Origin of the sequence: Actinoplanes sp. NPDC049668, from assembly GCF_044465445.1 — a bacterium.
Classification (GTDB): Bacteria; Actinomycetota; Actinomycetes; order Mycobacteriales; family Micromonosporaceae; genus Actinoplanes.
Genome location: NZ_JBITLR010000003.1, coordinates 150,843 through 165,349 on the forward strand (window position 1 = coordinate 150,843; position 14,507 = coordinate 165,349).

At 70.9% G+C, this 14,507-nt stretch carries 12 protein-coding genes; 10 read left to right on the forward strand and 2 right to left on the reverse strand.

Features of this window, described 5'->3' with window-relative positions; translation table 11 throughout:
- Positions 1-206: 206 nt before the first annotated feature.
- The 7 genes from ACIBSW_RS13315 (at position 207) to ACIBSW_RS13345 (ending at position 8,065) form a co-directional block, all read left to right on the forward strand.
- Positions 207-404, forward strand: a complete 198-nt coding sequence (locus tag ACIBSW_RS13315) for a hypothetical protein (protein ID WP_354722572.1) — start codon at positions 207-209, stop codon at positions 402-404.
- A gap of 9 nt (positions 405-413) precedes the next feature.
- Positions 414-1,658: an FxsB family cyclophane-forming radical SAM/SPASM peptide maturase gene (locus ACIBSW_RS13320; protein WP_354722573.1), complete on the forward strand. Its 1,245-nt coding sequence runs from the start codon at positions 414-416 to the stop codon at positions 1,656-1,658.
- Positions 1,659-1,671: 13 nt separating this feature from the next.
- Positions 1,672-2,910 (forward strand): aKG-HExxH-type peptide beta-hydroxylase, encoded by a 1,239-nt coding sequence (locus ACIBSW_RS13325; protein WP_354722574.1) that lies wholly within the window; start codon positions 1,672-1,674, stop codon positions 2,908-2,910.
- Between the two features lie 403 nt (positions 2,911-3,313).
- Entirely contained in the window at positions 3,314-3,520 is a 207-nt protein-coding gene (locus tag ACIBSW_RS13330; protein ID WP_404799323.1) for a hypothetical protein, read from the forward strand.
- Positions 3,521-4,065: 545 nt separating this feature from the next.
- Entirely contained in the window at positions 4,066-5,016 is a 951-nt protein-coding gene (locus tag ACIBSW_RS13335) for a hypothetical protein (protein WP_354722576.1), read from the forward strand.
- Between the two features lie 110 nt (positions 5,017-5,126).
- Positions 5,127-7,685: an FxSxx-COOH system tetratricopeptide repeat protein gene (fxsT, locus tag ACIBSW_RS13340; RefSeq protein ID WP_354722577.1), complete on the forward strand. Its 2,559-nt coding sequence runs from the start codon at positions 5,127-5,129 to the stop codon at positions 7,683-7,685.
- A 146-nt stretch (positions 7,686-7,831) separates the two neighbouring features.
- Entirely contained in the window at positions 7,832-8,065 is a 234-nt protein-coding gene (locus ACIBSW_RS13345) for a TM2 domain-containing protein (protein WP_184996812.1), read from the forward strand.
- Between the two features lie 54 nt (positions 8,066-8,119).
- Here ACIBSW_RS13345 and ACIBSW_RS13350 read toward each other — a convergent pair whose 3' ends face one another.
- The gene (locus ACIBSW_RS13350; RefSeq protein ID WP_354722578.1) at positions 8,120-9,004 is read right to left on the reverse strand and encodes a TIGR03086 family metal-binding protein; all 885 of its coding nucleotides are present in this window, start codon (positions 9,002-9,004) and stop codon (positions 8,120-8,122) included.
- Complete coding sequence (locus ACIBSW_RS13355; protein WP_354722579.1) at positions 9,001-9,360, reverse strand: cupin domain-containing protein; 360 nt, start codon at positions 9,358-9,360, stop codon at positions 9,001-9,003. Before ACIBSW_RS13355 ends, ACIBSW_RS13350 begins: the two co-directional genes overlap by 4 nt.
- A gap of 52 nt (positions 9,361-9,412) precedes the next feature.
- Between ACIBSW_RS13355 and ACIBSW_RS13360 the strand changes: the two genes are divergently transcribed.
- The 3 genes from ACIBSW_RS13360 to ACIBSW_RS13370 are packed head-to-tail and all read left to right on the forward strand — an operon-like array spanning position 9,413 to position 14,473.
- Positions 9,413-12,520, forward strand: coding sequence for an AAA family ATPase (locus ACIBSW_RS13360; protein ID WP_354722580.1), 3,108 nt, complete (start codon positions 9,413-9,415; stop codon positions 12,518-12,520).
- Positions 12,521-12,544: 24 nt separating this feature from the next.
- Positions 12,545-13,114 (forward strand): hypothetical protein, encoded by a 570-nt coding sequence (locus ACIBSW_RS13365; RefSeq protein ID WP_354722581.1) that lies wholly within the window; start codon positions 12,545-12,547, stop codon positions 13,112-13,114.
- 39 nt (positions 13,115-13,153) lie between these two features.
- Complete coding sequence (locus ACIBSW_RS13370; RefSeq protein WP_354722582.1) at positions 13,154-14,473, forward strand: SMI1/KNR4 family protein; 1,320 nt, start codon at positions 13,154-13,156, stop codon at positions 14,471-14,473.
- Positions 14,474-14,507 lie beyond the last annotated feature (34 nt).

The following is a 14,507-nucleotide window of genomic DNA, read 5'->3' on the forward strand; positions in this document are numbered from 1 at the left end:
ACAAGATCGCATTTATCCGGGGTCGTCCGGTTGGTTGTTCGGGAGCGATATACATGCGATCCTGTGAATGCCCGGACCGTCCCCGAGCGATAGCGGCATGGCCGAAGGGTGAGAGTGCAGATCTGCTGCCTCGGCGTCACCGCAGTCGCGACAGTCGATTTGTGCGCTGTACTGCTCTGCCCAGTCTCGGCGCGCTGGAGGTCACGATGAATTTCGTCCGCACCGACGAGACGCCCGACGGCGGGGCCTGGGCGCCCATCCTCGACCTCTCCGGGCGGCCCGTCGAACTTCTCGAACTCGCCGACGACGGCCCCATCGGTCGCTGCCTCAGGCGGGTCGTCGAGTCGCTCGACGACCCCGACGGCGTTATCAGCGCGTTCGGCTCTTTTGCTTCGGATGACTGAGATTCGCGGTTGAGCTCCGCCGCGCTGTTCGACCGCGTCCGGGATGCTCACCGTGTCGCGGCCAGGTGGCCGTATGCCGAGCTGGACGTCACCGCGCTGCGGGCCGACGGCTGGAACCCCGTGCCGTTCCGCGAGGTGATCCTCAAGGTCCATCAGCTCTGCAACCTGGCCTGCGACTACTGCTACGTGTACGAGCACGCCGACCAGACCTGGCGGGACCGCCCACCCTCGATGCCCGATGCCGTACGCGACGCCGCCATCCAGCGGGTCATGACCCACGTACGGCGTCACGGCCTCACCCGCCTCCGGGTGGTGCTGCACGGCGGCGAACCGCTGCTGTACGGCATCGAGCGCATCGCCACGCTGGCCGAGGCCGTACGCCGGGCGGCGCCGGCATCCTGCCGGGTCGAGATCGGTATGCAGTCCAACGGCGTGCGCCTGGACGAGGCGACGCTGCGCACCCTGGTAGAGCACCGGATCAAGGTCGGCGTCAGCGTGGACGGCACCGCCGACGACCACGATCGGCACCGCCGATTCAGAAACGGCCGCGGTAGTTTCGCGGCCGTCGCGCGCGGTATTGAGCTTCTTCGTAACCCAGAGTTTCGAAGCTCCTATTCCGGGCTGCTCAGCACCGTCAACGTCGCCGCCGATCCCATTGCCGCATACGAGCGGCTCCTCGCCTTCGAGCCCCCGATGATCGACCTGTCACTGCCGCACGCGACCTGGGATTCGCCACCGCCGCGACCACCGGGATCACCGACCTACGCCCAGTGGCTGATCGCGTTCTTCGACCGCTGGCTCGACGACGCACCGCCGACCCGGGTCCGCCTGTTCGAGGCCGCGATCAGCCTGGTCCTGGGCGGCCGCAGCGCCAGCGAACAGCTCGGGCTCAGCCCGTCCGGGACCGTCGTCATCGAGTCCGACGGCGCCGTCGAGCAGGTCGATGCCCTCAAGGTCGCCTACCCGGGTGCCGCGGCGACCGGCTTGAGCGTGCTGGACGACGACCTCGACGCGGCGCTGGAGGATCCCGGCGTCATCGCCCGGCAGATCGGCAAGTCGGCACTGGCGGACGAGTGCCGATCGTGCCCCGTCGTCGACCTCTGCGGCGGCGGGCACTACGTGCACAGATACCGCGCCGGCGCGGGATTCCGGTCGCCGTCGGTGTACTGCGCGGATCTCGACGTCTTCGTCAGGCACGTTCATGGGCGGGTAGCCGAGGGTCTGCGGAGGAGCCGATCTGTTGCCGGTGAATAGTCTTGCGCCGTCCATGTTCGACAACCTCGGCAGCGGGCTCGGTGGAGCCGACGCGGTCCGCATGCTGCGGGCGACCCGGTACAGCCGGCACCTTCTGCTGATCGAGTTCCTGCTCACCCGCGTACCCGATGATCCGGAGCCGCTCCGTGATCTGCTGGAGCGGTCCCGGTCGGCGGCCCCGGACCGGTTCGCCGCGGTGATCCGGGCGCCGATGGTCGGCGGATGGGCGGCCATCGCGGGCCGGGGCGCCGCTCGGCGGAATCCGGATCCCCGGACCCTGGCCCACCTGGCCGCCATCGCGCTGGTGGCGGCGGCGGCCGCGGAGATCGACGGATCCGTGTCGATCCCCGTCGACCACGGCGTCGCCATGCTGCCCGGACTCGGTGCGGTCGTCGCCGACGGCCTGGACCAGGTCGAGGCGATGACGTCGCAGGGCCGGATCAGCGTTGTCGTCGACGGCGCGCGCGTCGACGTGCCCGCGGACCCGGTCGCCGGGTCGGCTGCCTGGCTGCCGCTCCGCAAGCTGGACGCCGGTTCGGTACGGCTCGATCTGGAAGATCTGCATCCGTATCGGCACGGCCATCACGCGCCACCGGCGGGACGGCTCGGGCCTGCCGAGGTGGAGCGGTGGCGGACCCTGGTCGCCGAGTCGTGGCAGCTGCTGACCGACCTTCTGCCCGATCGGGCGGCCGAGTTGAGCGCCGGACTGAGCTCGCTGGTGCCGCTGATCGACAAGGGACGCGGTTCCGCGCTGAGTGCGTCACTGCGCGACGTCTTCGGCGCGTGCGGCCTGACCCGGCCCACCTCCCCGGACGAGCTCGCGGTGACTCTGGTGCACGAGTTCCAGCACTCCAAGCTCAGCGCCCTGCTGGAACTGAAGCAGCTGACCGATCCGTCGGACGACGGCAGGTACTTCGCGCCCTGGCGTACCGATCCGCGGCCGCTGGCCGGCCTGCTGCAGGGGGTGTACGCGTTCGTCGGCGTCGCCGACACCTGGCGCGCCCTACGAGGCACGGTCGCCGACGCGGAGCTTCGCTTCGCGAAGTCCCGCCTTCAGGTCGAGCGAGGACTCACCGCTGTTGAGCAGTCCGGGGCGCTGACCGCGGACGGCGTGCGGTTCGCGGCCGCGCTGCGCCGGACCGTGGACGCGATGCTTGCCGAGCCGGTGCCGGCGGAGACCGCCCGGGCCGCTGAACAGGCGTTGGCCCGGATCAGGTCCGCGTGGGAGCTGGAGAACCAGGGCATTCACTGACACGCCCGCACCGTCTATCGCGACCCGGACAGTCTCGTCACCGATGGGCGATTGACTCGTTAGGAGCACCGAGGCGCTCCGCGTCTCCCTCGTACCGACCTGTACGAGGGTCGCCACCTTGTTCCCGATGCGCCGGCCGTCGTCCCACTGGCGTCGTCGTATGGTGCGGCGAGAAGTAAGTGTTCAACCAGGTCAAGCGGGCGCTGCGGCGGCCAATGAAGATCTACTGGAGTGTGTACGGGACCACGCTGCGTCTCCATGGGATGACTCATCTCCTTTCGGTGAACCTCCCACGCAGCACATCTCGTTCTGATAGGACAGTGAGTAAGATGTCCGCGACCTCGCTGACTGCTAATTGACAGCCAGCGAGGTGGCATTAATCTCTTCGACGTTGAAGGAACTTTTGGACGAGGTCGTCTCGCCAACCGTCGCGCGCAGTCGCGTACGTCCAGCGCTGTGCGAAACCCGCGAGGCAGCCGGCTGCACCCAACTCGAGATGGCCAAGGTGTTCCGCATCGAGAACGGTGATGTCACCATCTGCTCGAACGACTTGCGCCCGTTGCTCGGCCTCTGGCAATTGACGGCATGGCCGAACTTCGTGTACCCATAGGCTGTTTCATCGGCCCTGCAGGAAAGGCAACCCTTAGGTTGATTCGCTTACAGGTGGCCTGGACCCGTTCTCGTCTCGCCATCTGGTCACGCGTTCGGTCCGTCAAATAGACGGGTCCACCGAAGGTGCAAGGAGAGTCCGTTGGAGAACGGCTACGGATGGGGACCTGCCTAGCTGATCAACTAGCCAATTGGCCAGCTGACCGACTAGACAGGGCCCGGTAACCGGAAGACGGTCCGTCCTCTCGTGCAAGCCGACTGCTGCAACAGCCGGCGAGGGGGCGGGCCTCTTTCGTGTTCGCTCCGCAGTGCGGTGTGCGAACGCGGCAACCGTACCGACGAAAGCCTTTGACCGAGGACTTGGCACCAGGTTTCTGCCCGATAAGGGACGACTTTCGTTCAGATGGTGCAAAAACGACGGTGCACGTGCATCGTCGCGGACGGCTGCACGGTACGCGCCGGACCTCGACGAGACATCATTCATCGTCGGTGCCAGGCGGCTCGATCCAGCCTACCGCGAAGTAGCGAAGTTCATCCAGCCCTCGTGTGGCCACATTGGAAGTGGAGTGGGTTCCTTATTCCACCGAACGCCCGTACGATGCGGCTGGCGGGGCCACGAACTTCGCGACCGCTATAGAGATCCAAAAGGTTGATCTTGACGGCGGGTGCGGGGGGATCCGGGTGGCAAATTCACTCCACAAAAAGATCCTTGATGTGTCGAGTTGGATATCCGCCGCACGGAATGGCGCCTGGGTTGTCGGGGCGCTGGGAATCTTGTCCGCGGGCGCCTTGTATCTCACGAGATCCGTCCCTTCGGTAAGGTTGATCGTAGCCGCGCTGCTTCTTATTGCCGTGTCCGCGGCGGGTGGTTTCCTCATTCATCGGCGATTGGGCAATGCCGGCGTTTCGCCATGGGGATACCGTGTCATATCGATACGGTACGATTTCACGTTCGACAAGAAGGACCACGGGCGTCAGCGGCAGGACATAGAAATACAGCTGGAGGCGATCCGGCCGAACGTGAGCCTGTTCGAGGCCAAGTACCGGTGGAGCGGCCACGGTCCGGCCCGACTCTCCCTGCAAACCTCGGCGCAGCTGCTCCTGACGCATCCCGATATGACTTACGAAGGCTGGACCTATTACTACGTCAAGCTGCTTCGCCCACTCCAGCGGGGAGAGCGGACCACGATAAAGATCAGGCAGGACCTGGAGGATGTAAATCGGCGTATGGACTTCCAGCTCACGAGAACGGTTCGCGAATCCCTTGACCTGCTCGTCCTCTGCGTGAATTTCCCGAACAGCGGGCCAAGGGAGAAGGACATCTGGGCGGTTGAGCGACGGAGTGCCTTGAAGGACATCGGCAACCTGCAGCGGCTGGCGATCGACTACGACTCGAGTGAGCGGCGAGCGGAGTTGACCGTTCCGGACCCGACTCCCGGCAAGACGTACGCGATAGAGTGGACCTGGCCCGGTTACCGCCTGAACAAGGGGCCATAGCCACCACGGACGGCCAGCCAAGGAGAATGGTTCATGTTCAACGACTGAACCCGACGAGCTCCACTGTGAACCGACTTTTCGATGGCCCACCGCTTCGGAGATGAGAAGCCGTGCCGGACTCGGACCACCACCGCATCGTCGGGGACATCCCGATCCGTAACCGCAACTTCACCGGCCGCGTCGAGCTGCTCGAACGGCTCGGCAGCAAGCTCTCCGACAACTCCGCGACGTCGGTCCTCCCGCAGACGCTCAAGGGCCTCGGCGGTGTCGGCAAAACCCAGCTCGTGATCGAGTACGTGCATCGCAATCTTCATCGGTACGACCTGATCTGGTGGATCCCCGCCGAGCAGACCACCACGGTGCTGGCCGCGCTGACCCAGCTGGCCCGGCGCGTCGGCCTGCCGATCGCCGACGACCAGCAGGAGACCGCCCGCACGGTGCTCAACTGGCTGGCCGTCGGCGGTGACGACCGGGACTGGCTGCTCGTCTACGACAACGCCGACGAGCCGTCCGCGCTCCTCCCGCTCCTCCCGTCCACCGGCGGCCACGTGATCGTGACGACGCGGATCGAGGAGTGGAGCACGCTCGGCATCCCGATCGAGGTCGATGTGTTCCGCCGCGACGAGAGCGTGGAGCTGCTCACCAGGCGCACGCGCGACGACCCCGACGTCTCGCCGATCACCGAGGGCGAGGCCGACGAACTCGCCGAGAAGCTGGGCGACCTGCCGCTCGCGCTCGAACAGGCGGCGGCGTGGTACCTGGCGACGGCGATGCCCGTGCGGGAGTACCTCGACCTGCTGGACGAGCGCATCGAGCTGCTGTATGAGGGTAGGCCGGCCGGCTACCCGCATACGGTCGCCGCGTTCGTCGAGGTCGCCTTCGAGAAGCTCGAGAAGGCCGACGCGGCCGCCGCACAGTTCTTCGCGCTCTTCGCTTACCTGGGCGGCGAGCCGATCGGGCTGTCGTTGCTGCGCCGCGGCGCCAACGCCGACATCTCGGGCCCGCTGCGCCAGGCCCTCGGCGACTCCATCCTGACCGGGCGCATCGTCCGCGAGCTGCGGCGGTACGGGCTGGTCCGCACGGCCGGCAGGGCCACCTCGGCGGCCGCGCCGAGGTCCGGCGACCGGTCCCCCCGGGTGCAGGTGCACCGCCTGGTGCAGCGCGTGCTGCGGGACACCCTGACGCCGGAGCTGCGCGTGGAGACTCAGCGCAACGTCCAGCGCCTGCTGGCGGTGGCGCGCCCGGGTGACCCGGACGAGGTCGGTGAGCTGGAGCTGCAGAGTGAGATGGGTCCACACCTCACCCCGGCCGACATGGTGCACTCCGGCACCCACGAGGGCCGGCAGACCGTGCTGGACCATGCGCGTTACCTCTACATCGTCGGCGACTACGAGAACAGCCGAACGCTGGCAGGCCGGGCAGCGGAGGAGTGGGCGAAGAACGTCTCCGAGCAGTCGCTAGGGCCGAGCGGGCTGTCGACGCTACTGGCCCGGGCACAGGTCGCGAACGCCACCCGCGCGCTGGGCGACAGCCGGACGGCGGCTGACCTGCTGGAGGACACGTACAACCGGTTCCTGCGCAGCCCGCTGCTCGGGCCGGAGCACCCGTACACCCTCATCACCGGCAACCAGCGCGGTCACGTCATGCGTATCGAGGGTCATTATCGCGAGGCACTGGCGTTCGACCAGGAGAGCTTCCGGCTGCATCGCGAGGTCTTCGGGGACGAGGAGGCATACACGCTGAGGGTGAAGGGCAACCTCGCGGTCGACTACCGGCTGATCGGCGAGTTCGCTGAGGCGCTCAGGCTCGACGAGCAGATCGCCTCACACTGGGCCGATCAGAGCATCGTCGACGCGATTGCCGTCCAGACCCACCTGAACGTGGCCCGCGACTACTACGGTCTCGGTCACTATCCCGCCGCGCTGAGCCGACTGAGCGAATGGCTACCGGTGCAGGAGCACCTGCTCGGCGCGGGCCACGGATCCGTCCTCCTGTCCGAGCGGACCCACGCGATCACCCTGCGGAAGCTGGGCCGCCTCACCGAGGCGCTGAAGGTGATGCGCGTCAACCACGAGCGCACGATCCAGCGCTTCGGCCGTGGTCACGAGTTCTCCGTGGCGGCGAGTCTCAGCCTGGCCAACGCGCTGCGCCAGGTCGGGGAGTTGGGCGAGGCCGGGGAGCTCGCCGACGATGCGCTCTCGCGCTATCGGGCCGACTTCGGCGAGGATCACCCACTGCGGCTCGCGGCCGAGGTCAACCGGGCCATTCTCCACCGGGCGACCGGCAACCTCGACGAGGCGTACGCCCGGGACGAGCACGCGTGGCTGCGGCTGCGGGAGACGCTGGGCGGCGAGCACCCGTACACGATCTGTGCCGGCACGTCGCTCGCCACGGACCATGCGCTGGCCGGACGGCACGCCGAGGCGCTGGCCCTGTCCGAGGAGATGCTGCGGCCGGGTCGCGGCGGGACGCGGCACCCGTACGACTTGATGCGCGCCGTCAACCTCTCGCACGACCTCCGCGCCGCCGGCCAGGTGGAACGCGGCGTCGCCCTGTTCCGTGAATCGCTGGGCCGGCTCGAGGAACTCCTGGGCGCCGACCATCCCGAGGTACGCGCGGCGGCCGGCGACATGCGGCTCGAAGGCGACATCGAGCCCCCGCCGACCTGATCGCCTTCGACCGCGGCCGAGAAAGCGATGATCAATATTCGTCGCGTCAAGCAGGTCGACGCCCGCACCTGGATCTTGCATTCGGATGCCGGGCCTCGCTATCGTGCATCGATTTTTACGCATGCCAACATAGGGGAGATAGCGAAATGACCGCCACCGAAACCGCCGCCGCCACGGGCTCGAAGTCCTGGATCGCCACCCTGCTGCTCTGCTTCTTCGTGGGTGCGCTCGGCGTTCACCGTTTCTACGTCGGCAAGGTCGGCACGGGCATCCTCATGCTGATCACCTTCGGCGGGCTCGGCGTCTGGACGCTGATCGACTTCATCATGATCGCGATCGGCAAGTTCTCGGACAAGCAGGGCCTCGCGCTCGCGCGCTGACCCGCATCCCGGCAACGAACGGGCGCCCCTCCCCGGGGGCGCCCGTTTCGCGTCTCATCCCTTGACGTACGCGCGCTTTTCCGCGACCAGCCCGTCCCGTACGCGGAAGAGGTCCACACCGCGAACGTGCCCGCCGTCCCAGTCGTAACGCCACGTCACGACCACCTCGTCGCCGGCCACGATGCGTGACTCGGTGGTGAACCGGTGATCGCCGGCGGTCTCGAAGAACCCGTGCCACGCGGCGCGGACGGCGTCGGCGCCGCGGTGGCAGACACCGTCGGGGGGCGACGTCGACTCGAACAGGCAGTCGGCGGTCATGTTCGCCATGATCGCGGAAACGTCCTTGGCGTCGAACGCGTCGCCGAACCGCTGGACGGCGGCGAGCGCCTCGGAGCGGCCGAACATCGCGAGCAGGCGTGCCTGCGCCTCCGCCGGCTCGCCGAGCGGAATGCGGGGACCCACCAGGCCCTGATCCTGGTACGCCCGCCGGACCGGCGCGAACCAGGAGGTCACGGCGTCGCGCAGCCCCGCCTCGATGCGCAGGTTCGTCCCGGTGGCCGTGGCCAGGTCCCAGGCGTGCACGGCGTGGTCGGCGGCGAGCTGCCGCAGGTACTCGTCGACCGGCGTCGGCCCCGCGGACAGGGCCACCGGTTCGTCGTTCGCGGCGGCCGCCGCGCCCACCGCCGCCGCGCTCGCGGCGCCCCACGCCGCGACCGGATCGGCGCCGAGCACATCGCCGTCGAGGCGGTCGCCGACGTCGGCGACGGTCCGGCCGGCCAGCAGCTCGGCCGCCCACCGGTCCTCACGCACCACGTGATCGACCAGCGCACGTACGTCCCAGCCGGCGCACGGCGTCGGCGCGGACCAGCGGTCGCCCGGCACGGCGCGCAGCACCGCGTCGAAGCAGGCCACGGCGCGGGTGTACAGCTCCCGGGTCATTTCGCGTACTCGCTCGCGCCGAACCAGTCCACGACGACGACCGGTTCCTCGCCGACGACCCAGGCGTCGTGACCGGCCGGCAGCGAGGTCACGTCGCCGGGACCCGCGTCGAAGGTGGTTCCGTCCGCCATGGCGATACGCAGCACGCCCGCCACGTGGTATTGGAAGTGTGGCGCCTCGCACAGCTGCGTGCCGGCGCCCGGCTTGACGTCGTTGGACCATCGCCATCCCGGCTCCAGCACCAGCCGGCCGATGGCAGACCCGTCGATGTTGAGCAGCTCGAGCCTGCCGTTGGCGAAGGAGCGGACCTCGTCGGGCTTGGCGAACGTGACATGTTGCGTGGTCTGTGCGGACATCGTGCCCTCCGGATCTCGGTGTTTCCGTCGACCCGACGCTAGGAGCACCACCTTGCAGACAGCTGGCGGGAATCTAGCGGCCGTCGAGATACGCCTGATGGGCCGCTTCGTCGTCGTGCGGGACGGCCGTGCGGTGGACGAGTCGGCGTACCAGGGCCGCAAGGTGCGCACGCTGCTGCGCGTCCTCGCCACCCGGCAGGGCCGGTTCGTGCCCAACGACCTGCTCATCGCGGCGCTGTGGCCGCAGCGGCCGCCGGCCGACCCGGCCGGCAACCTGCAGGTTCTGGTCAACCGGGCCCGCCGGGCGGTCGGCCGCCCGGCGCTGATCCACACCGGACCACAGGGGTACGCCCTGAGCGGTCCACCGGACTGCGTCGTGGACACCGAGGTCTTCCTCTCGGCGCTGGAGCGGGCCGGCGGGCTCGACGGGCGTGCGGCGCTGGCGGTGTACCGCGACGCGCTCGGCCCGGCCGCCGAGCCCCTGCCCGAGGACCTGTACGCGGACTGGTCCCAGCCGTACCGGACCCGGGTGCTGCAGGCACGCCAGCTCGCCTGGGAACGCGCGGCGGAGCTCGCCGCCGCGCTGGACGCGCCGGCGCTCGCGGTGGAGTACGCGACGGCGGCGGCCACGGCCGAGCCGCTCCGGGAGACCGCGGCGCTGGCCCTGGTGCGGGCGCTGGCGGCGGCCGGCGACCGGGTCGCCGCGCTGGCCTGCTTCGACACCTACCGGCGCGGCCTCGCGGACGAGCTCGGCCTCGACCCGTCCCCGGCCGCGGCGCAACTGCACCGCCGGCTGCTGCGCTCCCATCCCGTACGGGATGAGCCGCGGGCCGGTTTCGGGATGTTGCCGTTCGTCGGCCGTGACGCCGTGGTCCGCCAGGTCGTCGCCGGCCTGCCGGACGGCGTCGTGCGGATCGCCGGCCGGTCCGGCACCGGAAAGTCGCGGCTGCTGGAGCAGGTCGCGGCCGCCGTGCCCGCGGTCGGCGTCGCCGCGTCCTGGGCGGACCGGGACGAACCGTGGTCGCTGGCCCGGACGCTGCTGCGGAAACTGCTCGCCGCGGACACCCCGGCCCTCGGCTCGCTGCCGGGCCGGCTCCGCGCGGCGCTGGCCGAGCTGCTGCCCGAGCTCGACCCGCCGCCGACCGGATTCGACCCGGAGACCCGCAACGCCCTGGTCCTGGAGGCGGCCCGGCGGCTGCTCACCGCGCACCCGGACCGCGCCCTCGTCGTCGACGACCTGCAGTGGGCCGACCCCAGCAGCGTCCAGCTGCTCGGCAGCGTCGCCGGGCCCCGGCTGGTGCTCGCATACCGGCCCGACGAGCTGCCCGCCGGCGCGGCGGAGCTGGTACGCCGGCTGCCGGGCCCGCCGGTGATCGAGCTGGGCGGGCTCCTCGAGTCCGCCCTGGCCGACCTCGTCGACGACGGCGAGCTCGTCGCGGCGCTCGCCGCCGAGACCGACCGGACGCCGATGGCGGTCGCCGAGGTGCTCCGGCTGCTGCACTCCGAGGGCCTGCTCGAAGCGGCCGACGTGGACGGCCGCCGGCCCGCCGCCGCGCCGGCGGCCGCCGGACGGGCCCGGCAGGCCGGCCGCGCCGGGCAGCGCAGGGCGATCGCGGACCGGGCCGCCGCACACACCGGCCGGCCGGCGACCGTGCTCGGCCTCCTGGCGCTGCTCGGCCGCGAGACGCCGGCGCAGACGCTGGCGGCGGCCGCGGAACTGTCGGCCCCGGAGCTGCTCGGCCCGCTGGAGGAGCTGGCCGCGGCCAACCTGGTACGCCTCGGCGACCACGGCTGGCGTACCGCGCACGACATGGTCGCCGAGGTGGTCGTCGACGGCCTCACCGACGCGACTCGGGCCCGGCTGCACGCCCGGCTCGCCGCCGTCCTCGACGGCGAGCACGGCGACGCGCCCGAACAGGCGCGGCACTGGCTCGGCGCCGGCGACGTCACCCGCGCCGCCGAGGCGTACGCCCGCGCCGCCGCCAACGCCCTCGACCAGGTCGCCGACGCCGAGGCCGGCCAGCTCGCCGACGCCGGCCTCGCGACCGGCGGCGCCGACGGCCCGGTCCGGGCGCGGCTGCTGGCCGCCCGGGCACAGGCAAGCCGCCGCCGCGGCGACATCGCCGCCGCCCGCGACGACCTCCGCGCGGCCCTCGCCGGCTATCCGGGCGGCCCGGCCCGCGCGGCCGTACTGGCCCAGCTCGCCGCCCTCGACTCCGGCGCCGACGACATGCGGCGCGCGGCCGAGGTCGCCGAGCTCGCCCTCATCGAGGCCGGCACCGACGAGCGGGCCCGGGCGTCCGTGCTCGAGGTCGCCGCCGTCATCGACATGAACCTCGACCAGCCCGACCGGTCCGCCGCCCGCGCCGCGGAGGCCCTGGCCATCCACACCCGCACGGGCGACTCACGCGGCGCCGCCCGCATCCTCGACGCGCGGGCGATGGCCGCCTTTCTGCACGGCAACATCGAGGAGGGCGTCGACGAACTCGACCGCGCCGCGCACCTCTTCGAAAGCTCGGGCGACCTGATGCGCACGGTCACCCCGCGCTCGACCTGCGGGCACGGCCGAGTCCTGCTCGACCGCGCCGCGCAGGGCCTCGCCGACACCGAACGCGCCCTCGACGTGGCCCGCACCCTCGGCCACCCGGACGGCCAGACGTACGCGCTGTGGCACCGCTCCGAGGCACTCTCCGCCCTCGGCCGCCCCGACGACGCACTCGCCGCCGGCCGGGAGGCGCTGGCCATCGCCCGGCGGCTGCGACACCGAGGCTGGACGGCGACGGCGTGGCGGGCGACCGGCATCGCGTACCAGATGAAGGGAGACCTGCCGGCCGCCCTCGACGCGTTCCATCAATCTCTGGATCTCTGCGCCAACCTCGACCTGTTCGGCTGCTGGGCGGCGGCCCGCGCCGCCCTCGTCTGCATCGACCTGGACCGACTCGCCGAGGCCGACCGCCTGATCACCCGCGCGCTCGCCACCGGCCCGGCACTCGGCCGGCACGAGGCACGCTGGGCAGCCGCGGCCCTGTCCGTGACACGCCGCGACCCGGACGCCCCGACCCTGCTCACCGCCGCGATCGAGGCCGCATCGTCAGCCGGCGCCCGCCTCTACCTGCCCTACCTCGCCGACCTCAACCGCCGCCTGGAGTCGTCCGGCTGACCACAGGTCGTGCATGATCTACCGATGCCTGCGAGGACGAACCCATCCGCACGTTCAGGTGCGGTCGACACCCTGACGCTTCCACTGAACCGGCGCAGGCGCGTTCGGTGGGCCTTCTTCCTGTTCGGGCTGGCCCTCGTCCTTCCGGTGCTGATCCTGCTCGCCGTGCTGACGATGACCGGCACCCTGCAGCTGGTGTACCTGTCCGCGCCCGGCTTCCTCGCCGTGCTGACCGTCCCGGTGTGCATCGCCTGGTTCGCCCGGCCGGGCCGGCTGCCGAAGGCCGACCCGGTGCTCGACCGGTCCGGCATCAGGCTCAGCGCCGACGGCCGGCTGCTGCGCCGGGACGTGGTGCTCACCTGGGAGCGGGTGCAGGCCCTGTCGATCGTTGCGCGCACCCTGACCATCGACCCCGTGGCCTGGACGGATCTCGCCGGCGATGACGCGGCCGAACACAAACGCTGGGCGAAGCGGGAGGGCAAGCGCCGCGGCGACCGTGCCCTGACCTACGGCCTGGCCAAGGGACTCCCGGCCAAGGCGCAGCTGCGCGACATCGTGACCGACCTGAGCGGCGGCCGCGTCAAACTCCAATAGCCGCGACGGCGGCCGGGCCCGGATGGCTACGATCTGCCGGTGATCGATGACGCGTTGCAGCAGCCGGACCTCTGGCGACCGTTTCTGTCGGCTCTGCGCGGTGGCGCTCCGGCCGGTACCGCGGAGACCGAGTTCCGGGGCACAGTTCACCCCGGCGCGTACGGCGGCTCGACCTTCGACGACGGCGAATCGCGGCAGGGCGGCAGCTCGGCCCTCGACGCGCTGAAGGCGGTCGGCGCCCTGGTCGACGGCCGGGGCGTGGCGATTCGGGGGCTCGTGACCCGCGACGGCGGCCAGGTGGACATCGTCGGGGCGACGTCGCACGTCTCGTTCGGGATGGGCAGCAACATCCTCGAGTCGGTGCTGCTCGATGCGCGGTCGGACCCTGAGCCGTATCGGCGGCTGCCGGTGCCGTCCGACGGGGTGACCGTGTCGCCGGACGCCGACCCGGACGCGGTGCGGGAACTGGTGCGCCGGATCCTGCCCGACGCGGAGCCGGCGTCCGGATCGGCGCTGGCGGAGGCCGAGTCGTCGCTGGGTGCCGCGCTGCCCGAGGACGTGCGGGCGCTGTACCTGACGGCCGGCGCCGGGGACCTGGTGCTGCCGGAGGCCGGGTCGGACCTGTTCTACGGCATGAGCATCGTCGCGCTGGACGATGCGGCGGCCCGGGAGTATCTCGAGCCCCGCGCCCGGTACGGTTCCTGGCCGGACGGCGCGATCGAGGTCGTCGCGCCCGATCCGCACGGGCGTGTGCAGGCGCTGGCCGCGTCGCGGGCGTGGTTCGCCATCGGTGATGATTTCGGCGGGAATCTGTTCGTCGTCGACCTGGCGCCGGGTCCTCGCGGACACGTCGGGCAGATCCTCTTCGTGGACCACGAGACGCCCGCCGGCGCCCGGTGGATCGCGTCGTCGCTGACCGATCTGCTCACCCGGCGCCCCGCCGAACCGGAGGAGCTCGCGCCGGAGGGCGGTCTGCTGGCGCGGATCGGCCCTCGCGGCCGGACCGTGGCCGACGTTCGCCCCGAGGCCGAGGTGTTGTTCGTAGGCGCCGCGCCCGAGCCGGTGGACCTCGCCGGCCTCGCCGGACATCGGGGGATCCGCTCCCTGGTGGTCAACCGGGCCGCGGCGGTCGCGAATCTCGACGTGGTGGCCGCGCTGCCCGCGCTGGAGTATCTCGAGTGCGATGTGCCGCGCTGGCAGCAGCTCCTCGGCTCCGGTCAGGTCCCGCCGAACCTGCTCGCCGCCGGGATGAACGGTCGTGCGGACTGGGCCGCGTCCGTCGATGTCGTCGACGCCCTGCTCACCCGGTGGGGCCTGCCCCGGCTCGAGGTGACCAGGGTCGACGTGACGCTCGCCTGACGAAGCGGTGCCCACCCGGCCACTGTCGGGCCGG

Coding starts and splice junctions, on each gene's coding strand:
- ACIBSW_RS13345 (WP_184996812.1), top strand. CDS start 7,832: ATGACCGCCACCGAAACCGCCGCCGCCACGGGCTCGAAGTCCTGGATC.
- ACIBSW_RS13315 (WP_354722572.1), top strand. CDS start 207: ATGAATTTCGTCCGCACCGACGAGACGCCCGACGGCGGGGCCTGGGCG.
- ACIBSW_RS13325 (WP_354722574.1), top strand. CDS start 1,672: ATGTTCGACAACCTCGGCAGCGGGCTCGGTGGAGCCGACGCGGTCCGC.
- ACIBSW_RS13355 (WP_354722579.1), bottom strand. CDS start 9,360: ATGTCCGCACAGACCACGCAACATGTCACGTTCGCCAAGCCCGACGAG.
- ACIBSW_RS13365 (WP_354722581.1), top strand. CDS start 12,545: ATGCCTGCGAGGACGAACCCATCCGCACGTTCAGGTGCGGTCGACACC.
- ACIBSW_RS13350 (WP_354722578.1), bottom strand. CDS start 9,004: ATGACCCGGGAGCTGTACACCCGCGCCGTGGCCTGCTTCGACGCGGTG.